General features: G+C 54.4%; 25 protein-coding genes. 7 read left to right on the forward strand and 18 right to left on the reverse strand.

The window, feature by feature from the left end:
• The first annotated feature begins 62 nt into the window (after positions 1-62).
• The 3 genes from uraH to QLG21_RS14905 all read left to right on the forward strand — a co-directional run bounded on the left by uraH (position 63) and on the right by QLG21_RS14905 (position 2770).
• Complete coding sequence (gene uraH, locus QLG21_RS14895; RefSeq protein ID WP_088208973.1) at positions 63-473, forward strand: hydroxyisourate hydrolase; 411 nt, start codon at positions 63-65, stop codon at positions 471-473.
• Positions 474-576: 103 nt separating this feature from the next.
• Positions 577-1536, forward strand: coding sequence for a DUF523 and DUF1722 domain-containing protein (locus tag QLG21_RS14900; protein WP_006177674.1), 960 nt, complete (start codon positions 577-579; stop codon positions 1534-1536).
• Positions 1537-1681: 145 nt separating this feature from the next.
• Entirely contained in the window at positions 1682-2770 is a 1089-nt protein-coding gene (locus tag QLG21_RS14905; RefSeq protein ID WP_006177673.1) for an AAA family ATPase, read from the forward strand.
• Positions 2771-2774: 4 nt separating this feature from the next.
• On the opposite strand, the gene QLG21_RS14910 is transcribed toward QLG21_RS14905, so the two are convergent.
• From QLG21_RS14910 to QLG21_RS14990, 17 genes are all read right to left on the reverse strand, one after another.
• On the reverse strand, positions 2775-3728 hold the full coding sequence (locus QLG21_RS14910) for a helix-turn-helix domain-containing protein (RefSeq protein WP_282484710.1): 954 nt from the start codon (positions 3726-3728) through the stop codon (positions 2775-2777).
• Between the two features lie 25 nt (positions 3729-3753).
• A complete protein-coding gene (locus QLG21_RS14915) occupies positions 3754-4533 on the reverse strand; it encodes an MBL fold metallo-hydrolase (RefSeq protein WP_282484711.1) in 780 nt (259 codons plus the stop codon).
• A 139-nt stretch (positions 4534-4672) separates the two neighbouring features.
• Positions 4673-4945, reverse strand: a complete 273-nt coding sequence (locus QLG21_RS14920) for a hypothetical protein (RefSeq protein WP_282484712.1) — start codon at positions 4943-4945, stop codon at positions 4673-4675.
• The gene (locus QLG21_RS14925; RefSeq protein WP_102891856.1) at positions 4929-5477 is read right to left on the reverse strand and encodes a DUF2778 domain-containing protein; all 549 of its coding nucleotides are present in this window, start codon (positions 5475-5477) and stop codon (positions 4929-4931) included. Before QLG21_RS14925 ends, QLG21_RS14920 begins: the two co-directional genes overlap by 17 nt.
• Complete coding sequence (gene tssD, locus QLG21_RS14930; RefSeq protein ID WP_282484713.1) at positions 5477-5968, reverse strand: type VI secretion system tube protein TssD; 492 nt, start codon at positions 5966-5968, stop codon at positions 5477-5479. Before tssD ends, QLG21_RS14925 begins: the two co-directional genes overlap by 1 nt.
• A 222-nt stretch (positions 5969-6190) precedes the next feature.
• Positions 6191-7441, reverse strand: a complete 1251-nt coding sequence (locus tag QLG21_RS14935) for an HlyD family efflux transporter periplasmic adaptor subunit (protein WP_088208968.1) — start codon at positions 7439-7441, stop codon at positions 6191-6193.
• A gap of 6 nt (positions 7442-7447) precedes the next feature.
• Positions 7448-8197 (reverse strand): hypothetical protein, encoded by a 750-nt coding sequence (locus QLG21_RS14940; protein ID WP_006177669.1) that lies wholly within the window; start codon positions 8195-8197, stop codon positions 7448-7450.
• Entirely contained in the window at positions 8194-10290 is a 2097-nt protein-coding gene (locus tag QLG21_RS14945; protein ID WP_282484714.1) for a peptidase domain-containing ABC transporter, read from the reverse strand. Before QLG21_RS14945 ends, QLG21_RS14940 begins: the two co-directional genes overlap by 4 nt.
• Positions 10291-10356: 66 nt before the next feature.
• Complete coding sequence (locus QLG21_RS14950; RefSeq protein ID WP_001196016.1) at positions 10357-10542, reverse strand: hypothetical protein; 186 nt, start codon at positions 10540-10542, stop codon at positions 10357-10359.
• Positions 10543-10565: 23 nt separating this feature from the next.
• Positions 10566-10760 (reverse strand): hypothetical protein, encoded by a 195-nt coding sequence (locus QLG21_RS14955; protein ID WP_006177667.1) that lies wholly within the window; start codon positions 10758-10760, stop codon positions 10566-10568.
• 73 nt (positions 10761-10833) lie between these two features.
• The gene (locus QLG21_RS14960; RefSeq protein WP_006177666.1) at positions 10834-11487 is read right to left on the reverse strand and encodes a hypothetical protein; all 654 of its coding nucleotides are present in this window, start codon (positions 11485-11487) and stop codon (positions 10834-10836) included.
• Between the two features lie 6 nt (positions 11488-11493).
• Positions 11494-13092 carry a receptor gene (locus QLG21_RS14965; protein WP_101736748.1) on the reverse strand — a complete coding sequence of 533 codons (1599 nt, stop codon included), beginning with the start codon at positions 13090-13092 and terminating at the stop codon, positions 11494-11496.
• Complete coding sequence (locus QLG21_RS14970; protein ID WP_282484715.1) at positions 13070-15664, reverse strand: CS1-pili formation C-terminal domain-containing protein; 2595 nt, start codon at positions 15662-15664, stop codon at positions 13070-13072. The genes QLG21_RS14965 and QLG21_RS14970 overlap by 23 nt, the downstream gene beginning before the upstream one ends.
• Before the next feature lie 6 nt (positions 15665-15670).
• Positions 15671-16348, reverse strand: a complete 678-nt coding sequence (locus QLG21_RS14975; protein WP_282484716.1) for a pilus assembly protein — start codon at positions 16346-16348, stop codon at positions 15671-15673.
• Between the two features lie 45 nt (positions 16349-16393).
• Complete coding sequence (locus tag QLG21_RS14980) at positions 16394-17017, reverse strand: common pilus major fimbrillin subunit EcpA (RefSeq protein WP_137903398.1); 624 nt, start codon at positions 17015-17017, stop codon at positions 16394-16396.
• Between the two features lie 228 nt (positions 17018-17245).
• Positions 17246-17731 carry a hypothetical protein gene (locus QLG21_RS14985; protein WP_006177661.1) on the reverse strand — a complete coding sequence of 162 codons (486 nt, stop codon included), beginning with the start codon at positions 17729-17731 and terminating at the stop codon, positions 17246-17248.
• 3 nt (positions 17732-17734) lie between these two features.
• Entirely contained in the window at positions 17735-18547 is an 813-nt protein-coding gene (locus QLG21_RS14990; RefSeq protein ID WP_282484717.1) for a helix-turn-helix domain-containing protein, read from the reverse strand.
• A gap of 372 nt (positions 18548-18919) precedes the next feature.
• On the opposite strand from QLG21_RS14990, the gene QLG21_RS14995 reads away from it, so the two are divergent.
• From QLG21_RS14995 to QLG21_RS15010, 4 genes are read left to right on the forward strand one after another with little or no spacing between them, the layout of a single operon-like run.
• A complete protein-coding gene (locus QLG21_RS14995; protein ID WP_282484718.1) occupies positions 18920-19504 on the forward strand; it encodes a fimbrial protein in 585 nt (194 codons plus the stop codon).
• Positions 19505-19557: 53 nt separating this feature from the next.
• Positions 19558-20250, forward strand: a complete 693-nt coding sequence (locus QLG21_RS15000; RefSeq protein ID WP_282484719.1) for a molecular chaperone — start codon at positions 19558-19560, stop codon at positions 20248-20250.
• A 15-nt stretch (positions 20251-20265) separates the two neighbouring features.
• Positions 20266-22758, forward strand: a complete 2493-nt coding sequence (locus QLG21_RS15005) for a fimbria/pilus outer membrane usher protein (RefSeq protein ID WP_282484720.1) — start codon at positions 20266-20268, stop codon at positions 22756-22758.
• A gap of 15 nt (positions 22759-22773) precedes the next feature.
• Entirely contained in the window at positions 22774-23838 is a 1065-nt protein-coding gene (locus tag QLG21_RS15010) for a fimbrial protein (RefSeq protein WP_282484721.1), read from the forward strand.
• 40 nt (positions 23839-23878) lie between these two features.
• Here QLG21_RS15010 and QLG21_RS15015 read toward each other — a convergent pair whose 3' ends face one another.
• The gene (locus QLG21_RS15015) at positions 23879-24457 is read right to left on the reverse strand and encodes a LuxR C-terminal-related transcriptional regulator (protein ID WP_242450403.1); all 579 of its coding nucleotides are present in this window, start codon (positions 24455-24457) and stop codon (positions 23879-23881) included.
• Positions 24458-24967 lie beyond the last annotated feature (510 nt).

Here is a 24967-nt window from a genome sequence, read left to right on the forward strand (position 1 = left end):
TTTTCCCGCCTCTGGAGTGCTAACGTTTTCCTGTGACCTAACCACAACAACAGGAAAACGTGATGAAAAAAACAACCCCGCTGCTGATCCTCGCCTCGCTGGCCTTTGCGCCCGTTGCCTTTAGCGCCCCGATGGGCACCCTGAGCGTGCACGTGCTCGACCAGCAAACCGGCACGCCACCGCCGGGTGTCACCGTCACGCTCGAAAAACAGCAGCAGGATAAATGGACCCCGCTTGCCAGCGGTAAAACCGACCAGGATGGCCGCATCAAATCACTCTATCCGCAGGATCAGGACATGCAGCCTGGCGTCTACAAAGTGACGTTTAAAACCGCGGACTATTTCCAGGGCAAAAAGCTGGACACCTTCTTCCCGGAAATTCCGGTGCTGTTTACCGTGACCCGCACGAACGAAAAGCTGCACATCCCGCTGTTGCTTAGCCAGTACGGTTACTCCACTTACAAGGGCAGCTAAACCGCGTTGATTTACAACGATTAGGAAAAATAATCGTGCCAATACTTGGACAAATCAGTCATGTTGTGTAAGTTTTAAAGAAGAGATTCTGGAGGCTTACACCATGACGACAAAACCTGTACTGGGAATTAGCGGCTGCTTGACCGGTTCCGCCGTGCGTTTCGACGGCGGGCATAAGCGTATGGGCTTTGTCATGGATGAGCTGGCCCAGTGGGTGAATTTCAGGCCGGTATGTCCTGAAATGGGCATCGGCCTGCCGACGCCTCGCCCGGCCTTGCGCCTGACGATAACCCCCGCAGGCGAGACGCAAATGCGTTTCAGCAAAGCACCGCATGAAGACGTTACGCAGAAAATGGCCGACTTTACGGCACAATATCTGCCTAAAATCGGCGATCTCGCCGGGTTTATCGTCTGCGCCAAATCACCAAGCTGCGGCATGGAGCGCGTGCGCCTGTATGATGAAAACGGCAATCGGGGCCGCAAGGAGGGCGTCGGGCTGTTCACCGCCGCCCTCCTTGAAACCTACCCGTGGCTGCCGGTCGAAGAAGATGGCCGCCTGCACGATCCCGTTCTGCGGGAAAACTTTGTCGAGCGCCTGTTTGCCCTTCACGAACTGAATACCCTGCGGGCCAACGGCCTGACGCGCCGGGCGCTGCTTGATTTTCACAGCCGCTATAAGCTCCAGCTGCTGGCGCACCATCAGGCAGGCTATCGCGAAATCGGGCCGTTCGTGGCGTCGCTGCACCAGTGGGACGATCTTGAGGCATTCTTCGTCGAATACCGCAGCAAGCTGATGGCCATTCTGAAGAAGCCAGCCTCGCGGAAAAACCATACCAACGTACTGATGCATATTCAGGGCTATTTCCGCAACCAGCTCAACAGCCGCCAGCGCGGGGAGTTACGCGACGTGATCCTCCACTACCGCGACGGGCTGTTGCCTATCCTCGCCCCGCTTACGCTGCTGAAGCACTATATGGCGGAATACCCCGACCGCTATCTGCAAACGCAAAACTATTTTGACCCCTATCCGGACGATCTGGGTCTCCGTCTCGCCGTGACCTAAGGCAGTATGCAAGGGCCCAAATTGACCCATAGAGGCCCAAAGCAGTACCCCGTTTAGACGACACCTCACTGTCGTCTTTTTTTGCATTTCACATAAAAATACTGGCATTATATACAGGTCTTTATCCGCAAATCGGGACTGCCAGATGATCAAAACGCTGCATATCGAAAACTATCGCTCCATTCGCCGGATGTCGCTGGAGCTTGAACAGCTCAACATCGTTTTCGGGCCGAATGGCACCGGCAAGTCAAACATCTATAAGGCGATCCACCTGATGCACAGCGCGGCGCAAGGGCAGTTCTCGCAGGCGCTGGCGAACGAAGGGGGCATTCTGAAGGTGTTCTGGGCGGGCAAAACCCGCACCGACCAGCTGCGGCGGATGAACCTGGCGGTAGAAACCGAAACCTATGAGTATGAACTTCAGGTCGGTTTTGTTGAGCGGCTGCCTTACCCCTCGCAGTTCCAGCTCGATCCGGTTATCAAAGAAGAGACAATCTGGCTGAGCGATCAGCATCGCCGCCCATCGGCGCGGCTGATGCAGCGCAAAAACCAGACGGTGTTTCTCAACAACGTGCACCACGAGAAAGTGACCCACAGCGGTACGCTGTACGAGAACGAATCGGTCTTCGGCCAGCTCGGTGAGCCGCACCTGTACCCGGAAGTGTCACAGATGCGTGAATCCCTGCGCAACTGGCGCTTTTACCATGAATTTTCGGTCTCGTCCGGCTCGGCCATCCGCGCCCCGCAGGTCGGTTTCCGCTCGCCGGTGCTGGCCAGCGACGGGGCAAACCTGGCCGCGGCGTTCCAGACCATCGTGGAGATTGGCGATGAACTGCTCCTGATGCGTATCCTCGACCAGGCCTTCCCCGGCTGCGTGTTTTACAGCGATAACACGGATGGCCGTTTCCGCATGATGATGCAGCGTGAGGGCTTAAGCAGGCCGCTGGAGCCGACCGAGTTTTCCGACGGCACGCTGCGTTTTCTCTGTCTGGCCGTGGCGCTGTTAAGCCCGCGCCCGCCCGCATTTATCGTTCTCAACGAACCGGAAAACAGCCTGCATCCGCAGATGCTGCCCGCGCTGGCGAGCCTGATTGCCGAGGCCAGCCGCTACTCGCAGATCTGGCTGACCAGCCACTCGCCGGAGCTGGCGAACCTGATTGAAAAACAGCGCTCGTTTTCGCTGTATCAGCTGTCAATGGCGGACGGTGAAACGAGGATGGAACGGCTGGGATAGCGCGTTACGCACGCGTGCGGAACGTTTTGCGCCACTCCATGGGGCTGACGCCAAAGCGCGCCTTAAACTGCTGGCGATAGGTGACCGCCGACGCAAACCCAACCTCCGCAGCCACGCTCTCAATCGGCAGATTGCCCGATTCCAGTAAAATCTGGCTGCGCCGCAGGCGCTCGGCGCTGAGCCAGTCGGCGACGCTCATGCCCGTTGCGTGGGTAAAATGGCGGGTCAGGGTGCGACGGCTCATAGAGACGATCGCCGCCAGAGAATCCAGATTATGCGGTTGCGCGATGTGCTGCTGAAGATAGTCGATCAGGCAGTTAATCCGCGCGTCGCGGGTATCTTTGGGCACAGGCTGGGCAATAAATTGCGCCTGCCCGCCTTCGCGGTGCGGTGGCACAATCATCCGTCGCGCAATCTGGTTAGCGACCACGCTGCCAAAGCGCTGGCGGATAATATACAGGCAGCAGTCCAGCGCCGCGGCGGTACCCGCCGAGGTAATGATGTGGTCGTCATCAACATAAAGCGCGTTGATATCCAACTGCACCTTCGGGAATAACGACTGGAACTGGCGTTCAAATTCCCAGTGCGTGGCGGCGCGTTTGCCGTTGAGGATCCCCGCATAGCCCAGCACAAATGCCCCCAGACACAGGCCGACAATCGCCGCGCCTCTCTTTTTTGCCTGCACCAGGCTATCGAGCAAGGCCTGAGGCGGGCGCTCCAGAACATGCTGCCAGTAGGGCACGACGACGATATCGGCTTGCCCAATGGCTGAAAAATCCTGCGTCGCATTCAGCGCGAAACCGTCCTTCGAGGTCAATAAGCCCGGCTTTTCGGCGCATATCGTGACCTTAAAACGCGTTTCACCCGAGACCGTATCGCCAAACAGAATGCAGGGAACGGCGTAGTGGAACGGGCTAAACCCGTCCACCGCAACAATCGCGACGTGTGTAAGCGGCATCTGTCTCTCCTACCCTCAGTGAGGCTCAGAATATAACGGTTTCGCCGTCCTGTGGAATGCTCAGCGCATCGCTAAACTGGTTGGCTTCGGCATATTCCCGCAGCGCGCGGCGGGTCAGCAGGCAGTGATTAATCGCTTCCATGTGGACCGCCATAAGCTTCGCCTGCGGGAGCAGGAAATGCACGCTCAGCACATCCTGCTCGCCCATAATAATCGGTCCAAAACCAATAACGTGCGCATAACCGGCGTTAAGTATCACCACATCCGGCTGATGGTGCAGCAGATCCGCCGCCACGTCTTCGCGCCATATCGTATCCCCGGCGAGATAAAGCGTTTTTTCATCAGCATGACGGAACACTACGCCACAGGCTTCTCCCAGCCGCTCAGCCAGCTCGGGCACGGCGTAAGCGCGATCGGTACCGTGCTGGCCGCCGTGGGTTTTGGCGATGCGGATATCACCAAAAGCCGTCTCATCGGTCATCACTGTCAGGTGAGTGAATCCCTGCGAACGCAACAGCGCGGCGTCGTGCTCGTTCTGAACAAAAATGGGTTTATCTTTGGGGATCAGCGCAATAGCCTCGCGATCCCAGTGATCGTCATGCGTATGGGTCACGATCACCGCGTCGGCCTCCAGCAGCGTCTTCACGTCCACGGGAAGTTCTACCATCGGGTTGCGCAGTTCCGCGCGGGCGGTCCCCGGAAAGCCCGGGTAAGCGCCTTTGGGTGCCAGCATCGGATCGATTAAAAAGCGTTTCCCGGCGTAGGTAATCATCTGGGTGGCATTGCGAATGTGGGTGATGTTCATGGGCTATCCTCCAGTGTATGTGATAAGGAGGATAGCCAGATGCCGCGCGTAACGATGTGGGTTATCGGGCAATGATCGATGAAATCGGGTCAATCTGTCTGAGACCATTGCGGCTCGTTCAACACCGGAAATCAGTGGGTTAACTGCTGCGAGCCAACCCAATTAATGTCTCACAGACAAAAACAGCAACCGAGGCTGCGAGCATATTTAACGCTACGTACACCGTAAAATAGCTGTTCTCTACGCGGTTGGGGTAAGGTTCTGGTTTATCCGTCGGAAGGGCGTTCAACGCGTTAGTGAGGGTATATTTCAGGCTTTCAGCCAGCGGATCAAATACGCCTGATAGCATCAGCACAAATGCGATAGTTAAAAACGCCACGACGCGAGAAGTCCATTTAATCGGGCGTGACACGGCAATCCCCCCGCGTATGACCAATCACCGTAATCTCACCGTAAGCCCAGAGTTGGTCTCCCTGTAAAATACGATGGCGGTGTGCTTTTAACAGTGCAGCACGCACCCTGTAGAAATCCTGAGACAGGAAAAAAGTGATGCATCCCTCACTGATGCCTGAACCGTCGGGCCGGGGAGGATGTAAACGGAAATGGCCGCGTTGGTAGTGATGGCGACGATCAACGTCAAATGTCATATAGTCATCCACTACACCATCTTTGCGAAAGAGCGCAAACCAGTCGTAGTAATGATTCCCGGTATAGGCGTGCTTAAACCACGTCTCACTTCGTGAACGAAGCCCTCCAGTCGGACGATCAACAATCCAGTAGCTGCCCGGTGGTACCGTGGCGTTCTCCAGGAATGAACACTCACTCCTGTTTACGAGATTGCCCAGGCCACTGAAAACAGGGAACGAACCTACGCCTCCGACATCCAGACGAGCCACGCGACCTTCGTCATAAAGATGATTGAAATCCACACGGCACGTTAACATTAAGCCATCACCCGCTGATTCCATGCATCCGTATAGGCGATATTACCGTCAAGATAGCGCCAGGTAATAGTCTCATAAGCCAGTGAAATGGATTCGGCAGGATTATTGATTTGGCCTCCGGTATTTTTAAAATTATGCATTACCGGCGTAACGGCCACCACTTTGACGTTTTCCAGAATAATGTGCATAAATTCTTCTTCCAGGCCTGCATCATTAATCCGATACCATTTAATAATAGCTTGCTTCAGTTTTTCACTCTGGCAAACCGCCCGGTTTAAATACGGCGTAGCTTTATCAAACTCTTTCGTAAAACTGAGCTGATCGTGTACGCGTGTCCCGGTGAGTTTGCCAAACGTGTGGTCGTAAGGAATGTGCACGCCGTGGTGAAAACTCTGCATTTCTATCGCGCCCTCTCGTAGCGTAACGCGGCTACTTCCTTGAATAAGCGATCCTGTAGCATTATAAATCCAGATATAAGCGGGAACAGCCATTTGCCTTTCCTTTCAACAGGTTGATTATGGCCCTTTCATACACTCCTTTATCTGGATCATGTAAGCGTTAAATGCTTTCCGTTAATCTTTAAATGAAAATATCTATCGCAATCATTTTTTAGCACAGAGTTAGCAAATTTATTTTTGTTTTTTACGCTTACGTTTAATTCACATGGCTTATTTATTAAGGCGTATAACACAACGCTATACGCCATTCACATGTCAATCAATAAACCGCTTCCTCACCCTTTCAAGCGGGGCGATAAGTAAATTAATAAGCGGCTTGCGGTCGATAACGATATCCGCGTTCACGGTCATTCCGCCCATCAGCAGCCGTTTTTTCTTGTCCGGGTCGCTAAACCACGAAGGAACGCGCACCTTCGCGAGATAGTAGTTCTGCCCTTCCTGGAGCGGGATCAGCGCCGAATGGGCGTCGATATTAACCTCATAAAAATCGGACAGCGTGGCGTCAACCGAGCCATATTTATCCACTGGCCAGGAGTCGAAGCGCAGTTTGACCTTGTCCCCTTTCGCCACCCGGCCAACGCCCGTCGCCGGGACGTAGAGATACCCTTCCATCGTCGCGGTGGTGTTTTTGCGGATCACCACCACCACCTCGCTGTTTTGCGTAATAGCGCGTCCGGGCGGGAAATTGATGGCCACAACGTACCCCTCGGCGGGAGCCAGCATCGACATGGTCGAACTGCCCCGGCTGGAGAGATTGCGGTCAATTTCACTGATGCGGTTTTTCACGTACAGCTGCTCTTCGCTCAGGGAGTCGATTTGCGACTGCGTGCTGTCCGACAGGCTGGTTTTCCGCGCCTCAAGATCGAGAATAGTGCTCTCCTCCAGCGTCAGGTTCAGCTGGGCGTTGAGCACATCGTTATGGCTTTTATCGAGGTCAACCTTCGACACATACCCCTTCCCGGAGATGGCTTTCCACGCGTTGTAGGTATCCGTGCTGTTTTTCAGCAGCGCGCGCAGCTTCTTGACCTTGTCCCGCGACACGGCGATCTGCCGGTCGGTGATATTCAGCTGCTGCGCCAGATTCTTACGGTATGAGGCGATAGAGTCATCAATGGCCTGAATACGCTGTTCACTGCGCTTTTTCTCGGCCTCCATCTGCTGGCGGTCGAACTGCACCACCGACCCCTGCTTGCCGCCATAGTCCTGCGATACCGTAAACAGCGGGTCGTTTTCCTTCACGTAATCGCCCGGACGCACCGCGAAATCGACGATGGTGCCGGACTCTCTGGCCCGCACTTCGACATCGCCCTGCGCGGGGATCAGCACCCCGCGCGCCAGCGTGGTTTCGGAAAAATTAAACACCACGGAAAAAATCAGCAAGCAGAGAAAAAAGGAGATAAACAGCGCCAGCACGGCCTTTAACCGGGGGGCGTTAATCTGGTAACTCTTTGAAAAGTGGTTCGGGATCAGCGCCCGACGCTGTCGGCTACGGTTTTTTAATTTCACAACATGTCATCCATGATAAATCACTGAAAGATCGTCCCACGCACTCCAGAGCGTGGGGGTGCTGTGCAGCGCATTCAGCGTGGCGGTCGCGGCCTGGCGGTAATCCGCTGGCGCATAGCGCTGGCTCTCCAGTCCAAACGCCGGGGAATGGAGCGAACCGGTGGGCAGCAAGGTACGAATGCTGTAGCCGTATCGCGTCAGAAATCGCGTTGAGACATCCGTAAGCCACGCCGCCTGATCGCCCGCCCGGGCCATAAACAGCGGCGCGCCCGGCAGGCGCTCGTCCATCATCAGCACCGTTACCAGACGCTGGCGGGCAAAGAAGGACCCTGCGCGACGCGCCTCATGCGCGGCCATCAGCTTGTGCAGCGCGGGATAGTGGCTGATGCACTGAAAGCGCACATCGTCCGGCGCTGTGGATAACAGCGCGTCCATCACCAGCCCAAACCCCGCCCAGCGCATCCCCAGCAGCAGCGTGCGTTGTGAGGCGTAGAAGTCCTGCTCACGGGTAAACGCCGCCACGCGCGGATGCAGATCGAAGCGCACGTTACGCCGCCAGAGCGCGGGCGGGAAAACCTGCTCCACGAAGCCGAATCCGCTCAGCTCGCGGGCATTCTCGCGCAGGAATTCGGCCGGGACATCGCTCTCTGCGCAGCGCATAAACTGGCTGTAGTTTTGCGTAATCCGGCTTCCCAGCGGCGTGCGCCCGACCTGACGGGCACAAAGATGAGCGTAGATCCGCGGAAGCAACATCATGGCTCACTCTCCCGCAGGGTGCCGTTTTCCATGGTGTAACACCGCCCCTCGCAGCCGACCACGTCAGGCGAGTGGGTGACAAACACCAGCCCGATCCCCAGGCTTCGCAGGTTTGCCAGCACCTTCTGCGCGGTGGTTTTATCGAGGTTGGCGGTCACTTCATCGCACAGCAGCAGCTTCGGCTGGCTGTACAGCGCGCGCGCCAGCACCAGACGCTGCATCTCTCCCGCGGAGAAAAAGGTATTCCCCGGCAGCAGCTGCGTTTCATAGCCGTGCGGCAGACGTGCCACCACGCTATCGACTTCCGCCAGCCGACAGGCCGCGATAACCCGCTCTTTATCCGGGGCGCTGTCGAAGCAGGCAATGTTGTCCAGAATCGATCCGGTAAAGAGAATATCGTCCGCATGGACGATGCGGATCTGCTGGCGCAGCGAGGAGAGATCGCACTCGTGAATGGGGATCGCATTGATCCGCAACGAACCCGACGTCGCCAGCAGCATGCCGGAGATCAGCCGCAGCAGCGTGGTTTTGCCGGAACCGCTCTGGCCGACAATCACCGCCTCTTCGCCCTGCTTCAGGGTCATGTTGATGTGTTTAAGCGTGGCATCGCGTCCTGGATAAGCAAACGAAACGTCCTCAAACGCCAGGCTCACCGGCGAGGTGACGATGCGTTTGCCGAACTGGCTGGCTTCAGAGGGGGCAAACAGCAGGTCGCCTACGCGATCCAGCGGCCCCTTAAGGGCATTTTTGTCCAGCAGCTTTTGCGCCACCTGCACCATTGCGTCGGAAAAATAGCGTTTATAGCTGATGTAGGCGTACAGCATCCCGATGCTCATCTGCCCTTCCAGAATCAGCCACGCGCCAAAGCAGACCACCAGCAGCTGTTCGGCATTGATCACCAGCAGCGAGGCCACGTCAAAGCGGGCCAGCAGCCGCTCTTTGCGCATCAGGCCGGCGATATGCTCGCGCTGGGATTTATCCATCACCGCATCCCGCGCCTGCTCCATATTGTTTGCTTTAAGCGTAATGATGCCTTTCTGGGTCTCCACCAGCAGGGATTCATACTGCGCGGTGCGTTCAATGGAATCATCCACGGCGCGCTGATAGGGGCCAATCAGTGAAAAGCGGATCAGGAAGAAGACGCCCATCAGCAGCAGGGTCAGCACCGCAATCTTCACGTTATACAGCAGCATAAACAGCAGGCTGGTGAAAGCGATCAGGCAGGAAAAAAGGATTTGTACATAGCCATTGCTGATGAATTCCGCGCAGGCGTGGAGCGATTTCTCAATCGCCAGCACGATGCCCGGCGGACGCGAGCGGAACCAGCTGGTCTGGGTGCGCAGCATATAGTGGCGCACGGACTGGCTCAGGTCGTCATAGGCGATGTTGCGCATCAGGATCTCAAGCAGCTGCTTGAGGAATTTGCCTATCACTTCAAAAATAAAGACGATCGCAAAGATGGCGGTGAGCAGGATCACCAGGTCACTGTCGCTGCGGGCAATCGCCTCATCCATAATCAGCTGCACGTAGGTGGGGCTGGCCAGCATGGTGATAAGGGTAAAAATAGAGAGCACGAACAGCAGCAGCTGGCGCTGGAACAGGCTCGGGGATTTATTCGCCAGCCGCCCGAGGGTCAGCGTGTCGTCCGGCGTTTTCTTTTCAAAACGCGGGGTGGGTTTTAGCTCCAGCACATAGCCGGAGAAGAGTTTTTCCGCTTCCTTAAGGCGATAACGACGTACGCCGCTCGCAGGGTCGTGGACGGTAACGCTGCGGCTGTCGACCTTCACGATGACCACAAAATGGTTCCCGCGCCAGAAGGCGATAAGCGGCAGCTCCGAGGTTTCTATTTCAGTGATTTCGCCTTTTAACACCCGGCCCGTCATATTTTTATCGCTGGCAAGGGTCATCAATTCCGCCATCGAGGTGCCCGCGTCGGCAGACACCGAGATCTCCCGGCGTAGCTGGCTTACAGAGACATGGTGCTCGTAATGCCCCATCACCATCGCCAGGCAGGCCAGACCACATTCGGTAAATTCATGCTGACGAATAACAGGGGTTTTACCCTGCTTCTTATACTGAAAAAGCGAAAACATAATGATCCGTGGCTGAAATAAAAAAATGGCCCGGCAAGGCGGGCCATAGGAGCATAGGTCGAAAACTTATGCGCTGAAGAAGCCGCCGATGAAGCCGCCCACCAGACCGAACACGCCGCCGATGGTGCCGCCCAGCGCGCCTAACATCTGGCTGCCTGCGTTATAGCCCGCGCTTGCGCCCTGAATTGCAGCGGCAAACGGATCCCAACCACCGATGATGGCCTGTGCTTTCTTAAAATCGATAACTTGCATGTTTCTGTTCCTGTAATCGTGAATTAGTTGTAGCTGCCAACCAGCGCGCCAAGGAAGCCCATTGCGCCACCCAGGATCCCGCCAACAACGCCGCCCACCATACCCATGATGCCTGCGCCAGTGTCGTAACCCAGCTGTGCACCTTTAACCAGACCCGCGAACGGGTTCAGCGCGCCACCGATAATGTCTTTCGCTTCTGTGAATGAAATCGCTTTCATTTTATTCTCCTGTTGATTGAGATCTTTGGCTTTAGACCAAAGGTTAATTTCCTTTTATGAAGGAAAGCGGTTGCTACGGGCAGGTAGAAAGCGGAATGATTTTATTTCCATAAATAATCATCCGCCTTGCTGGCTGCCCGGCATTATCTATTTCCAGCCGTTGTCCCGGTGGAAGATATTTTGAGTTGTTATATTGCGTGCTGCACCCGACCGAGGAAACATATTTAAAATAGGTATTCCCCGTATTGCTTACCACCCCGTTGCTAAACGCATAATCAAAATGTCTTGTCCACGGACGGACAATCAAAATCGCCTCAAGCGAAACCACCACATCCGACTGAATGCGTTGGCCTTTACTCATTACAACCCGCGCCTGTAGCGGCGTCTCGGTGAATTTTACGCGATAATAACGCTCTTTATCGTCGTGCGGGCCGGTATAGTAAAACTTAAACCCGGCGCGCTCGCCGCTCCCCAGCGTCAATTGTTTTGGCGAGAACATCAGCTCGCCATCTTTTATTTCAGTCTCTTTCCCTTTTTGTTTAGGGACGTCTACCTGGATAAGTGAGACAGTATAATTCTGCCTTTCACTGGTATCGTTTTTTATAGGCTGAAAAACAACTTCCTTTTCTGGCAAAAAATCAATATTCAGACTTTCGATAATTAAAGCATTTGCCCCGAAAGAAATGAAGCAATTTATTGCGAAAATAGCCAGGATTTTTGCAGTCATATTCGTTTAATTCCAGGATGCACTGACGTCTATTTTCCCTTGCGCGGTTACTTCGCCAAACCAGTCATTCCCGTCATAGGTTGTTTTCGATACCGGGTTATCCATCACAAACTGCAGTACCAGCGGCGTTTTCCACAGCCACAGGTCCGTGACCCCGGAGCTCATTTTGTCCCACTCAGACGCGTGGGTGGCAGGTGCTGGTACCTGGAGGACCTCGCCTTTGCAGTTATGCGCCAGCAGCGTCTGGCTTTTGCCCACCAGCACGTTGCCCGGGATCGGGACGGTAAAACCGTTGCCGCTGAAGGCGCAGTAATCCACCCCGTTCAGGCTCCGCGTTGGCCCGGTCACTTTGACCGTTACCGCCACGGCAGCATCGCTTTGTGCGCCGCTGTAGGTAATGGTGTAGGGGATCTCAATGGGCGTTTCGCCAATGATCCCCGTGCCGGACCCGCCCAGACCGTTCGGGTCGAGCGTATAGTCAGGGTTATCCGGCACAATCTCCAGCCCCGGCTCGATCGGGTTGATCACCACGCCGCCGCCCGGCTGGAAGCAGAAGTCCGCCGCCAGCGAGCTGTTGCCCGGCGTCAGGCACAGGCTAACGATATTGCCAATGCCGGTGCCGTCACCCGCCTGCGCCACGCTCAAAATCAGCGCCTTTGGCAAAAAGATTTTGAGGTAGGCTTTGCCGCCGTTTTTTTGCGGCGCTGCGAGGAAGGTTTGTGCCAGCACGCGGGTATCGCTCTGGATACCGCCGGAGATGCTGTACCAGTTGCTCTCATCAAACGTCAGCTCGGCGGCCAGGCCAGTGCCGCCGCTCATGTGCGACTGCAGCACGCTGTTCACGCGTGATGAGGTGAGCGCCAGTCCGGGGCTGTAGCCGGTAACATCCTCGCCGATAAAGGTGTATTCCATCAGGTCGCACAGCACCCCCGATATCGTATTTCGGGTGTATTTGGTGCAGGCGGCCCCCGTCGACCCGTCAACAATCGTGACCTCGCCGCTGATCGGGTCAATTCCCAGGTCCAACTCCCGGGAGTTGGTCATCGTCATTGTCCCCACCTTGTGCAGCGTGTTGGTGGTCGTCACTTTGTTGATGGACGACGTTTGCGGCGTGGAGGTAATGGTCACCTCGTCACCCGGCGCGGCGTTGAGCAGCGCGTTAAAGAACGGATCGCCCAACACCCAGCGGCCATAGGAGGTCCCCGGCTCCATCACCGGCGGCTTCACCACCATCGACGTGTCGCTGTAGCTGGTGGTCGGGGTGTAGCCGGCGGTACCGCAGCTTGATGAGCACGACGTCCCTTTAAAAAACGGCGAGGCGCTGGAGCCGGTTACGGAAAAGTTAATCGTCAACGCACTGCCCGCAGGCCCGCTGTAGCTGTTGTCCGGGATGTAGGTAGCTACCCCGTTGTTGGCCTTTGCGCTCAGCGTCGGCCACTCGCGCGAACCGTGTAAAAAGGCGGTCGAGGTGCTGTTCAGGCTAAACAGCCCTGCGGTATTCCCCGTCCCGTTGTTGTCGGGATTATTAATGGCGAAATAGGGCAACTGCTGCGCCTGAGCCGCCGCGCTCATCAGGAGCAAATTAAGAGCGAATATCTTTTTCATCGTCACGTTCCCGTGTTCCTTTTGCTTCCTGCCAGACGTAATTGCCCTTATCGCAGGAGATGTCCCCCAGCCACAGCGCGCCGCGGTTGGACTCGATGTCCAGGCGCACCTCACAGACGCTGTCGTCCGGCGTGGCAATGCTCAGAATCGGATTGTTTTTATCCACATCAATCACAAAGCGTCCGTCATTTTCCGTGCGGGTCAGGCCGACGTGGTTTTTGATTTGCGTCTCACCAATCGGGGAGCCGTTGGCGTCCACCAGCCGGCCAAACAGCGTGACGATTTTCTTCACCTGCGGCTTCATCACCACCGTGTTACCCGGGTAAACCGTGATGTGGCGACGCGCGTTCGCGCCAATCTCATAGCTTTCGGTGCCGGTTTCACTGTTCATCACTTCGAGGTCGTAAGCCTGATAGGCAGGCAGCGACAGCCAGGTTTTATCCCCTTTGATCCGCTCCGCCCGGCCATTGAGCTTCAGGGTGAGCGCTTCGTCGGATTTAAGACCGGTGCTGACGATCACCCCCGCGCTGTCGGTCCCTTTCCCGGCGGCGATGGCCTCTTTCGACCAGCCCACGCTACCGTCGCTGGTCAGGGTGGAGTTCCAGCCTTTGCTCATGCCGCTCTGCACGCTGAGGATGTTGCTGTTCCACGGCGTATCAAAGTTCACGCTGCCGCCGCCGCTCACGCTGCGATCGTAGGTGCTGTTAAACGCCTTCGAGACGTTGGCGGTGGCCGATTTCAGGTAATCGCCGTCGAACTGGCGGCTGGCGCTTACGTTGAGCGCCGTGCCGGTGTCGCGGTTATGGGAAACGCCCACCGACACGCTATTTCCGAGAGGAATAGAAAAGTCGAGCATCACGTAGCGATCTTTCTCTTCGTAATACCCTTCGTATTTGTTGCGCGACAATCCGACGCGCAGGCGCGCGGTACCGTATCGCCCGGCATATAGCCCCTGGGAATAATCCAGCTGATCGCGTTTATAGCGATACATTTTGTCTTCCTGGCGCATCACGCTCAGGTTGCCCGCAGAAGGTAATCCGAAGGAGGGCAAGCTCAACGACGCCCCCCAGGTGTTACCCTTGCTTTCATAGATATCGAGGAACTTGCCGCTGGAGAGTTGCTCGTGGGAGTACCAGACCGAACCAATCTGCCACGGCAGGCTGAGGTTCACGCCATAGTTCGCACGGTAGGTGCCATCGGTGGCCGCCATCGTCTGGGTATTGACCGAGAGCATGTTCGTCAGGTTAAGCGAGGCCCACAGTTCGCTGACCGCGTACTCGCGCATCATGTACGCCGAGGCATTCCAGTCGACCATCCCGCTGCGCTTGCTGAACGACGCCCCGACCAGCGACATGGTGTCTTTATGTTTGGTGTTGTAATCGTAGTACCAGGTGTTGTCCTGCTCGTTTTTGCGCTTAGCGTATTTTTTATAGTTAACGACGGATTTATCGCGGCTGTAGAGGCCGCCCCACATCTGCCAGCGCAGCGTTTCCGACACGTTGCTGGAGAAGGGTTTATTGATGGAGTACATGCTGCGCGACACGGTGCGGCTGCCGCTGACCACTTCCACCTCAACGTTATAGATCCCGTAAGGCAGGCTGCTGGTGTCAATCTCATGGTTGCCGACGTCAAAGCGCTGAATGCCGATCAGCTGGCCGTCGCGGCGAATGCGCGCCTCACCCGCCGTGGGGAAGTACACCACCACCGGCGTCAGGGAGAGCGTATTGTCACGCTTGCGCGAGTTGGCCTGGTTGCCCACCGACACGCCGTACACTTCCCCCCCGGCGATGCCGCTCACGCTGGCGAGAGACTGCATCGCCCAGCCGTTGAGCATCCCTGCGGCGTAGCGCATGCCCTGGTAGTCGCGCTCCCACATGGCCGCATTCATCTGGGTATCGCTGCTGTTCTCGTTCACATAGCCTGAGCCGTCGATGAGCAGGTGATCGACCCCCATCGAGATCCAGCTTTTCGCATTCAGATACCCGGAGGACCAGCCGTCGCCGTAACCGCTCTCGGTGTGGTAAGCCCCGAGGTTATAAGAGAAGGTGCCGCTCAGGTCGTCCGACTCGGGGGCGTCAATATCCACCTCGCGTGGACGAATATTCACCCCATAGTCGTTCTTCGACAGGTTCAGCAGCAGGCGCATCTTCTTTTGATCGAGCGTAAACGACGATCCCGCGCTGACGGGGATCCGCATCTGGTCATCAAACTGCTTGTTATTGATGCTCTTCAGCAGCTTGCGCATCTCTTTCGAGAGACGAATGCCGTTATCAGACTCCTGGACCTGCACGTCACGCAGCCCGAGCTTGAGATCTTTCGCGAAAAGGGTCACATCACCGATACGCACGTATTCATGCGTATTGCTGCCGTCGCTTCCCTGCGTTGCTGCCTCTGATCGCGTATTGACTAAATAGACGGGGATTTTGATCCCCTGCTCCAGTAATCCATAAAGCGCGTCGGGAAAACGGTAATTAGCGATAACCACGGAGCCTGGAGCGGCAGACGCGAGCGCGGGCAGCGTGCCGGATGCGCAAGCCATCAACACCGGCAACACTAATTTATTTTTCACCATGCATCCTTACTTAACAGGAATGAACCGTTTCAGGTCCCAAATTCCGAGATGAAAATGGTTGTCCGTCACGTTGATATCCTCGATAGCACGCGAGGTATTGGGCATCAGATAGAAGTTTTTGGTACACGGCGTGGTCGGGGATTCCGGGTTCGGCTTCAGGCAGGTCCCCGTTGCGTTGACGCGAAACGACGTGTTGCCCTTGTTGGTGATCTTTCCCGCCACGTAAACGAAATCGACTTTTTTGTCGCGGGGCTGAACCACGAGGATGGTGCTCACCACGGCGCGGGTCATCCCTTTACCGTTCTTTTGCGCAGCGTTGTCCAGCTCTTCGCTCACCCCTTCATCGACAAAGGTGATGCGGTAGTAGCGCTCTTTATTGTCGGCGTTACCGTGGTAGTAAAATTTGACGATATTGCTGGTGCCAGCGGGCATCACCATGCGCGTGGGGGTGAGCAAGAGCTCGTCCACTTTCTCGGGGTTAATCACCACACCTTCATCCATCGGGCTGCTGATACGCTGCGCGCTAATGGAGACAATACGTACGCTGTCCGCTTCGTTTTTTAATTCCTTCGACGTGGAATCCGCGTCGGCAGGAATAATGGTGGTGATTTTGCCGACGTTAATCGCCAGCGCGGAAGAGGAGACGAACAGTAAGAAGAAAATGGCAGATTTGAGGCTAAACATGATATTTCCCTAAACAGGGGCTTGCGCCCCTGGATCTGTCAGGCCTTAGCCCCAGGTTGCCCGGAACGCAACGGACACGGTACCTTCCCACAGGCTGTTGGTCAGGTCTTTGAACTCTTTCTTCGCACCAGCATTGTCCTGAGCGGAATCAACGTAGAAGACAAATTTGTCCTGGCCGGTGATTTCAGTATCTGCCGCCGCGCCAGCGCTGGTGGTCAGGTTCCACAGGCCGGAAGAGACGCCGGTGTTAGAAGAAGAATCAACCAGCGTGGTCCACGCGGTAGATTTCGCCCCTACGGTACCGCCTACGGAGCCCAGGTCGTTTCCGCCCCAACGAGCACCCACTTTCAGCTTGGTCGCTTCACCGCCAACGCTGTACAGGGTGTTGTTTGAATCGTCGAGGATGGCTTCGAGTTTGAACGTCGTGGCAGAAGAGTGATCGCCGCGAATGGCCACATCAAACAGACCGGTATCGGTGTTGAATGATTTGGTATTTGCGCTGTAGGCAAAGTTCAGAGCACGCGTCGGGGTAACCACCAGATCGGATTCGCTGTCTTTCGTCGCAGAGGCCTGCCAGGTTGCAGAGGCCGTGGTTTCAGCAGCGTTAACCGCGCTCAGGGCAGAAACAGACAGCAGTGAGCCCAGAACGATAGCGTTCAGTTTGTTCATTTATTTAGTCCTTCAAAAAAGAATCCACATGTATAAAAAGGGGGTGCCCCTTTTTCGAGGCGGAGTATAGTCAGCCCGAAAATAGCGAGGCAATACAGAAAAATTCACTCACCTGCATGAAAAGATGAATATAAAAATACACCCCTGGTATCTTGTTGTTACATAATGAATAAATATTCCACCGGGTGGATAATAGATATTCATCGATTCTTATCTGATGAGGAATTATCAGGACGTGGGAACAGCAACACACATCATTACAGGCAAAACCAGCCCCTTAATTAGCCATGCGTGTCTTTTTACACTGGTGATATAAAAGAAGTTGATATTGTCGAGCAACATTTCGTTGACGACACCATCGGGTGCCGCATCATCTTCAGATTTGTTCAGCTTTTTATCGGTAATATAGTAGATGTTACTCCCGTCAATTTTCTCGACGCTAAGAAGGTAATTTCTGTCGATCAGATAACTTTTGCCATCCTTTCTCAGCACACCTTTATGGATAACCGTTATCGCATCGGTGCTGTTGAACATAAATAGCGTGGTTAACGACATATCGGTAGAGTCGCCCGTAGAATACGTTTTCCAGGAAACCGTATCTGACTGACAGCCAAATCCCGTCTCCTGAGGTCTCATAAAGTAAAACAACGCTAAAGCAATGATTGACAGCAGCAGTACGACGCCCAATAACACACTAAGCTTGGTCCTTGACATATTTTAACTCCCGGTCAGGCTTCTGTAAGAAAGGCAATTCTTATAGTCATCGACGCTATCCTGCTGGTAACAAACCGCAAGGAAATAGTTTTCCATCTGCGATTTTTTGAAATTTGAATAGTACGCATCAGCCGTTTGATGTTCGCAGTCGATGTGCCGGCTCGCGATGACCTCTTTCACGCGGTTAAAATAGTATTGTCGCGGCTCGAACATGTTCTTATCGACCAGGTATACCGTACAGCGATCCACTTTGCCGAGCAGATGAATGTCAGATTCTTTCAGGCTGTCCGCCGAGGAGGAGGTTTGATAAATCAGAAAGCCCGCTATTCCGGCAATGACGATCAGCATCACCACACATAGCGTTATAAACAGGGTGTGGAAATGTTGAAATCGTTTAGGGGGATCGGGATCGCGCTGCGGAATAAGCAAATCCGTCTCTTCAGCCTTAGGGAGTTCGGGCACGGGCGGCGCGACCGGCGGTCTTACCGTATGGTGTTCAATATGCGCCGCCAGGCTAAATCCTTTCCCACGAATCGTTTTAATCAGCATCGGATCGCGCCCCAAAATACGAAACGCTTTCCTAATTTCACTTATGGCAACATTAAGACTGACGGAAGAACCCGAGAAGCCGTGCTCCTCCCAGACCTTTTTTATCAGGTCATCTCTGTCGAGAGTTTTACCATTATTGATGATAAGTTCGTAAAGTAAACGTGCGGCCTGGTTAGATAACTTAATGGAAGATTCCTCTTCTCCATTAATCATGATCATACCGGTGTCCACTTCATAAAGCATTGCAAGATCAATGAGATACTTCATAATATTATTTCGCCACTGTTATAAGTTTTTGTATTTCCCTGGCAATAATAAGTCTAAAGCGGGTAGGGTCAAGTCATGTAATATTATTTGGAGGGGGGATATAGAAAACTTCATTAATTAACGATTATTAAATCATTAATTAAAATCTTTGTAAGATAACATTTGGGTTATGATCTTAAAAAAAACCTTACAGCAAGATTATAATCTCGATTACTTCGTTTCTTCGGAATAATGTTTTGTTATGTGTCATTTTGATGCAACATAATCTCGTCAAGGCTTGTATCTCAAGTCGCTATGCGCCTGGCCCGGTCACCGCGTGCTGCGCTGCAAATAACATTCATCTTATACAAAACAAACATTATGGAGTTTATCATGTTCAAATCGATCATGACCGTTTCAATGCTGGCCGCAGCCATTGCCTCTACCAGCGCGGTTGCCGCCGATAACTCAGCGGGTGGCGTAATTAACTTTACCGGGGCCATTACCGATACCACCTGTACCATTAACGGCGGCAAAAGCGCTGATTTTACCGTTGCGCTCGCTCCAATTTCGGTTAAAGACGCTGGCACCGCAGTGGGTCTGATTACCAAAAATAAGAAATCCATCGCTCTGACCTTCTCCGGTTGTTCACCTGCGGCGGGCACCACCGGTACACCACTGAAAGTGTACTTCTCCAGCGCGGATAATATCTCCACCGACGGGAAATACCTGCTGAATAACAGCGTCAATGAAAGCGATGCCAGCGTAGCCCGTAACGTTGGTTTTGCATTAGTGGAACCGGGTTCTTCTACCCCTATTTCACTGAACCAGCCTTACTCCACCGATATTATGGGAACGGCCAAAGCACCAGATTCAGAAACCCTGACCCTGGATGTTTATTACTATAAAACCAACGCCACCGCGGCGACGGTTGGTGATTTAAGCTCTAACGTTACCTACACAATTTCCTATCTGTAATATCACATTATTCAGGCTCTGTTCTGGCAGAGCCTGTTGTAAAGGTTTTAATCATGCGTAAGGCTATTTTGCTGGCAATGCTGCTGTTGAGCACGGGTCACTCATGGGCCAATATTGTCATTAACGGCACCCGAATTATTTATCCTGAAAAGAATAAAGAGGTGATTGTTCAGTTAATCAATACCGGCGATGCGCCTTCCCTGGTGCAATCCTGGATTGATGACGGCGATATTAATTCAACCCCGGAAACGGCAAAGGTTCCCTTCCTGTTATCTCCGCCGGTCATTAAGGTCAACGAACATAACGGTCAACAGCTTCGCATTAAAAAATTGCCGGCAACGTTACCTGCGGATCGTGAATCGGTCTTTTTCCTGAACGTTCTGGATATTCCACCCAGACCCGAAAACCTGCAAAACCAAAATACCGTTCAGCTGGCGATTAAGTCCCGCATCAAGCTTTTTTATCGTCCGACATCGCTGACGGGCACGCTCGATGACGCCGTGGGAAAATTGACGCTGGTCGCCAACGGACATGAATTCCGCATCAGCAATAACAGCCCGTTCTTTATTACGATCGCCAATATTTCCCGGGGCAAAAATAAGCTTCTCGAGGAATCGCCGATGGTTTCGCCTTTTGGGCAGCTGACCGTAGCGACAAAAAACGAGGTTAAACGCGGCCAGAGCGTCCAGCTGATGTACGTAGACGATCTGGGTGCCTACAAAACACGGACCTTCACCAGCCAGTGACCGGAAAGACTCACCATGACATTGAAACAAAACAGGCTCTATCTTCTGGCAGTCTGCTCGCTTCTGCTTTCGCATAAATCAGGTGCGGTGTCGTTTGACCCTTCCCTGCTTGCTGGCGCATCCGGTGAGTCTGATTTGTCACGTTTTTACGAAAACAACGCCATGCCCGCGGGTAAGCAGGAGATGGATATCTACGTCAACGGGAGCTGGAAGGGGCGTTATAACGTGACCTACGGTGAGCAGCGCGATGACATCCGGCTTGCCTGGAAGGATGCCCAAACGCTGGGGATTAACACAAAATCCCTGCCCGCGCCCGCCATCCCCCAGGGTCAGGTGCAGCTGCACGACCTGGTGCAGGGCGGTGAAGTTAAAACCGATCCCGGTACCCTGAGCCTGGCGCTTACCGTTCCGCAGGCGGCGATATTACGCACCGAAGAGGGGTACATTGCGCCGCAGTTCTGGGACGAAGGGATCCCGGCGCTGATGCTCTCGTGGAATACCACCTGGTACAACACCCGGGCAAAAGGGTCGGCGAAAGAGACCAATGATGATTTTTATGCCGGGCTGGATTCCGGTGCGAACCTGCTCGGCTGGCAGTTTCGCGACAGCAGCATCTGGCGCAGGGCAGCCAGCGGCGACAGCAGCTGGCAAAACAACACCCGCTACCTGCGCCGCCCGCTTGCCGGGATCAAATCAAACCTGACGATGGGCGACTTTTATATCCCTGGCGATCTGTTTGATTCCCTTCGTGTGCGCGGCGTTTCGCTGGCGTCAGACATGAAAATGCGGCCCAACTCGCAGCAGGGCTTTTCACCGGTAGTACATGGCGTGGCGCGCACCAATGCGCTGGTCAAGGTGATCCAGAACGGTAACGTGATCTATCAGGAAAACGTCCCGCCCGGCCAGTTCACGCTCGACAGCATCCAGCCCACCGGTTCAGCCGGGGATCTGCTGGTTGTGGTGCGTGAGGCCGACGGCTCACAGCAATCCTTCACGGTTCCGTTTTCCGCCGTGCCCGGTATGTTAAAACAGGGAGTGAGCCAGTACAGCGTGGTGGCGGGTAAAGTCCATCAAAATACGCTCGATGCCGAACCCGCTTTCCTGCAGGCGACCCTGCGCTACGGCTTTAATAACCTTATTACCGGCTACACCGGCACGATACTCAGCGATAACTATCAGGCCGGGCTGATCGGCACGGGCTGGAACCTGCCCTTTGGCGCCGTTTCCGTTGACGTCACCCACGCGAAAACCACGCTGCAGGATCGCACCGACAGCGGCCAGAGCTTTCGCGTGTCGTACAGCAAATTTATTGATACCACCGCCACCAACTTCACGCTGGCGGCCTACCGCTACTCCACCAAAGGCTATTACAGCTTCAGCGATGCGCTCTATTCGCGCGAAGGCTACCGGCGTCTGAAAGAACAGTACGACGATTACAAAGACCAGTTTGGCGTTGCACCGGAGATGTCGCTGGGCACCTGGGATGCCCTGCGCGCCGCCCAGCCTAAAAACACCTTAACGCTCAACCTCAACCAGCGCCTGGCTGACAACTGGGGCACGGTATTTATCTCCGGCACACAGCGCGACTACTGGAACTCGCAGCAGACCACGCGCGAATATCAGGCGGGGTACTCCAACGCCATTGGCCGCGCCAGCTATACCCTGTCGGCCAGCCGGGTGCGTAACAGTGAGAGCGAAGAGGAGACGCGGTTTTACCTCTCCCTGAGCCTGCCGTTCTCGCTCTTCGACAACAACGCGTGGATCACCTCCAGCGTGACGGCCAGCGATTCCCACTATGAGCAGAGCAACATCAGCATGAGCGGCAACGCGCTGGAATCAAACCGCCTGAGCTACACCCTTTCCGGCAGCAACGCCCGGGGAGGAAATAACACCGCGAGCGTTAACACGGCGTACCGCTCCAACTTCGCGACGCTCGGCGGCTCCTACAGTGAATCTTCCGACTACCGTCAAACGGGGCTGAGCGGACGCGGCAGCCTGGTGGCGTTCCCGTGGCATGTTCTCGCCTCCAACGAAACCGGCACCACCATGACCATTGTGGATGCGCCGCAGGCGGAAGGGCTGATGGTCAACGGCGACGAAAGTATCGTGACCAACCACGACGGCGTGGCGCTGGTCCCCTACGCCACGCCTTATCGCAAAAACTCTATCACCTTGTCCGAAACGCCGGGCAGCACGGGCGCAGAGGTGCTCGGCAATATCGCAAACGTCGCCCCGTATGACGGCGCGGTGAATTACGTCCGCTTTGAGACCGACAAACGTCAGTCCTGGGTACTTCAGGCCACGCGCCAGGACGGCAAGCCGCTGCCTTTTGGTACCGAAGTGCTGGATGAACGCGGTGAGTCGGTGGGATACGTCGGCCAGGCAAGCATTCTCTATATTCGTGCCGAGCAGCCACCGCAGACGCTTAACGTTCATCTTCGTGGCGGGAAGTGTGAAATTTCCTCGCCAGCGTGGGGGCTGAACAGCCCGCCCTCTGTTTGCCATTAATCACGGAATATCACTATGATACGGTTCTTCACCTTTCTGCTGCTGGCCTGCCTGAGTACCGCCAGCTACGCCACCTGCTCCGGGGGCAGCATTGTCTATGGCACGCCGATCAGCGTGGATTTATCGGACAAACTCAGCCCGGCGACGCCAACCTGGACGGGGAGCTTTACCACGCAGTACAGCGGTACCTTTAACTGTACAACCGGCAACAGCGAGTTCTCCTATACGCCGATTCTTTCTACCGACAGCAAATATGCCACGATCCTGGGGTTCAGCAATAACAAGTACATGGTGCGGGCGGAAATCACCAGCACCCAGGCCAATAAAACGCTGACGGCTGGCGGGAGCCACACGGCGGCCGAGCTGAACACCCCTTTTACGGTCCGCTTCACGCTGGTGAACCAAAGCGGCACCACCCTTACGGGCGACACGGCCAACATGAGCGACGTCATGTTCGTCAGCGATATGAGCGGCATGTCCTTCTGGGAGATCATCACCTGGCCGATCAATCAGATGGTGAAAATTGTGCAGTGGCTGTTCAACGGTTTTCAGTGGCCCTACGATAACCGCGATATGTTTGGCCAGCCGATGACCATCAAATATGCGCCTAAGCTGACAACCTGCTCTTTTGATAACGCCGGGTTGACCGTAAATCTGCCGACGCTGGGTATTCCCCAGCTCAGCGCCTCCGCCCAGCCGGGGCTGACGCCTTTTACGCTGAACATGGGCTGTCAGAACGTGGGCGTGAACGGCAATTCAGACCGGGCAATTGAGATGTTCTTCTCCAGCACACAGCTGTCATCCACGGACAATTCGGTACTGGTCGACAGCAGCAGTAGCGCTGCGCAGGGCATCGGGCTACGGCTCATCAAGCAGGATACGCCCCAGACGCCCGTGACTTTCTCGATATCCACCACCAGCCGTGGAAATGCCACCCTGATTTTCAATGTGGCAGCAGGGGCGGCGCTGAGCGAACGTTTCACGATACCGATGGCGGCGTACTACTACGCCTGGGCTCCCGCGAAAGTGACGCAGGGCAAGATCAACACCTCCGCGACGTTAAACATCATCTATCCCTGATCTGACCTGGCCGGAATGATGTGCGTTCCGGCTCACCAGGTTAGCTTCCCATCTTCCCCACGGTGTTCAGATACTTAATCAGTTCGCTGTGGCTCGAAATGTTAAGCTTTTTCATCGCGTTATGTTTCTGCGTAGCAATAGTGCTTACGGAACGATTTCGATAACTGGCGATTTCGGTGATCGTATAGCCTTCGACGATAAGGTGGATCACCTCCCATTCTCTGGCAGACAGCACCGAACGCGAGCGCGCGCCAGCGCGCATGGCCCCTTTAAGCCAGGTTGAGACGACCGGTTTTTGCTCCTGGGTTTGCATCAGCGTCTGTAATTCTTTTTTCAGCTCCGCCATGTCATCCTGCAGGCTAATGGTCAATTCAAACTTCATTTCCAGCACTTTCTTCAACAGCCCATAGTGCAGCTCGGGCACAAAAAGAACGCGCCTGACGTTCCGGGTCTTGCACAACATATTTAGCCGGCTGCTGGTTTCCGTACTCCACTCCTTGTGATTAAGCAGATAATTAAATTCAGTAAAAACAAGATCAACTTCGTTTTCAGCAAGCGCTTCCAGCAACTTATCCGCAGTTTCCACGATCGTGACATGTAGAGAGTAATCAGAAAGCATATTCTCAAGCGAACAAGATATTATTTCCTGAAAGATATTTATTTTATAGAACACTATCACCCTGACGGGGTTTTCACTATTTATCATGTCATTTCAGAGTTATTGTGGTGAAGAAAAAACCGATGATAGATTATGCCCACTTCGCTCACAACCTCTTACGCGCCAGGATTTTATCCTTCAGAATGCTAAAAATCTGAACAACTTTATTAGAATAATAGAATTTCTTCTATTTTATCCTTAACAGGTTGTTTAGCATTAAGACGAAATCATCTTAAAGCCCTATTCTGCCCGTGACGTTTTCTGAAGAAAATGGCTTAAAACCCTCATTAAAACCGTGGATTAGCGCTACTTTACACCAACCGCATCCTGGCTTAACGGCATTTAACAGGATAAAAACCTGCGCACCAGATTAATAAAAGATTAAAGAGATTATATTTCCCATTAAAACGATTTTTCAATTTTATCTTCCCCTAATAATTAGCATTCTCTTTACTCAGTCATTTCCAGTGA

This window comes from Enterobacter sp. V87_3 (genome assembly GCF_029967835.1).
In the GTDB taxonomy this organism is placed as follows: domain Bacteria; phylum Pseudomonadota; class Gammaproteobacteria; order Enterobacterales; family Enterobacteriaceae; genus Enterobacter; species Enterobacter cancerogenus.

What these genes read in the sequence shown, in the direction of transcription:
- uraH (WP_088208973.1), top strand. Translation starts at nt 63, where the DNA reads ATGAAAAAAACAACCCCGCTGCTGATCCTCGCCTCGCTGGCCTTTGCG.
- QLG21_RS14900 (WP_006177674.1), top strand. Translation starts at nt 577, where the DNA reads ATGACGACAAAACCTGTACTGGGAATTAGCGGCTGCTTGACCGGTTCC.
- QLG21_RS14905 (WP_006177673.1), top strand. Translation starts at nt 1,682, where the DNA reads ATGATCAAAACGCTGCATATCGAAAACTATCGCTCCATTCGCCGGATG.
- QLG21_RS14910 (WP_282484710.1), bottom strand. Translation starts at nt 3,728, where the DNA reads ATGCCGCTTACACACGTCGCGATTGTTGCGGTGGACGGGTTTAGCCCG.
- QLG21_RS14915 (WP_282484711.1), bottom strand. Translation starts at nt 4,533, where the DNA reads ATGAACATCACCCACATTCGCAATGCCACCCAGATGATTACCTACGCC.
- QLG21_RS14925 (WP_102891856.1), bottom strand. Translation starts at nt 5,477, where the DNA reads ATGTTAACGTGCCGTGTGGATTTCAATCATCTTTATGACGAAGGTCGC.
- tssD (WP_282484713.1), bottom strand. Translation starts at nt 5,968, where the DNA reads ATGGCTGTTCCCGCTTATATCTGGATTTATAATGCTACAGGATCGCTT.
- QLG21_RS14940 (WP_006177669.1), bottom strand. Translation starts at nt 8,197, where the DNA reads ATGATGTTGCTTCCGCGGATCTACGCTCATCTTTGTGCCCGTCAGGTC.
- QLG21_RS14945 (WP_282484714.1), bottom strand. Translation starts at nt 10,290, where the DNA reads ATGTTTTCGCTTTTTCAGTATAAGAAGCAGGGTAAAACCCCTGTTATT.
- QLG21_RS14950 (WP_001196016.1), bottom strand. Translation starts at nt 10,542, where the DNA reads ATGCAAGTTATCGATTTTAAGAAAGCACAGGCCATCATCGGTGGTTGG.
- QLG21_RS14955 (WP_006177667.1), bottom strand. Translation starts at nt 10,760, where the DNA reads ATGAAAGCGATTTCATTCACAGAAGCGAAAGACATTATCGGTGGCGCG.
- QLG21_RS14960 (WP_006177666.1), bottom strand. Translation starts at nt 11,487, where the DNA reads ATGACTGCAAAAATCCTGGCTATTTTCGCAATAAATTGCTTCATTTCT.
- QLG21_RS14965 (WP_101736748.1), bottom strand. Translation starts at nt 13,092, where the DNA reads ATGAAAAAGATATTCGCTCTTAATTTGCTCCTGATGAGCGCGGCGGCT.
- QLG21_RS14970 (WP_282484715.1), bottom strand. Translation starts at nt 15,664, where the DNA reads ATGGTGAAAAATAAATTAGTGTTGCCGGTGTTGATGGCTTGCGCATCC.
- QLG21_RS14975 (WP_282484716.1), bottom strand. Translation starts at nt 16,348, where the DNA reads ATGTTTAGCCTCAAATCTGCCATTTTCTTCTTACTGTTCGTCTCCTCT.
- QLG21_RS14980 (WP_137903398.1), bottom strand. Translation starts at nt 17,017, where the DNA reads ATGAACAAACTGAACGCTATCGTTCTGGGCTCACTGCTGTCTGTTTCT.
- QLG21_RS14985 (WP_006177661.1), bottom strand. Translation starts at nt 17,731, where the DNA reads ATGTCAAGGACCAAGCTTAGTGTGTTATTGGGCGTCGTACTGCTGCTG.
- QLG21_RS14990 (WP_282484717.1), bottom strand. Translation starts at nt 18,547, where the DNA reads ATGAAGTATCTCATTGATCTTGCAATGCTTTATGAAGTGGACACCGGT.
- QLG21_RS14995 (WP_282484718.1), top strand. Translation starts at nt 18,920, where the DNA reads ATGTTCAAATCGATCATGACCGTTTCAATGCTGGCCGCAGCCATTGCC.
- QLG21_RS15000 (WP_282484719.1), top strand. Translation starts at nt 19,558, where the DNA reads ATGCGTAAGGCTATTTTGCTGGCAATGCTGCTGTTGAGCACGGGTCAC.
- QLG21_RS15005 (WP_282484720.1), top strand. Translation starts at nt 20,266, where the DNA reads ATGACATTGAAACAAAACAGGCTCTATCTTCTGGCAGTCTGCTCGCTT.
- QLG21_RS15010 (WP_282484721.1), top strand. Translation starts at nt 22,774, where the DNA reads ATGATACGGTTCTTCACCTTTCTGCTGCTGGCCTGCCTGAGTACCGCC.
- QLG21_RS15015 (WP_242450403.1), bottom strand. Translation starts at nt 24,457, where the DNA reads ATGCTTTCTGATTACTCTCTACATGTCACGATCGTGGAAACTGCGGAT.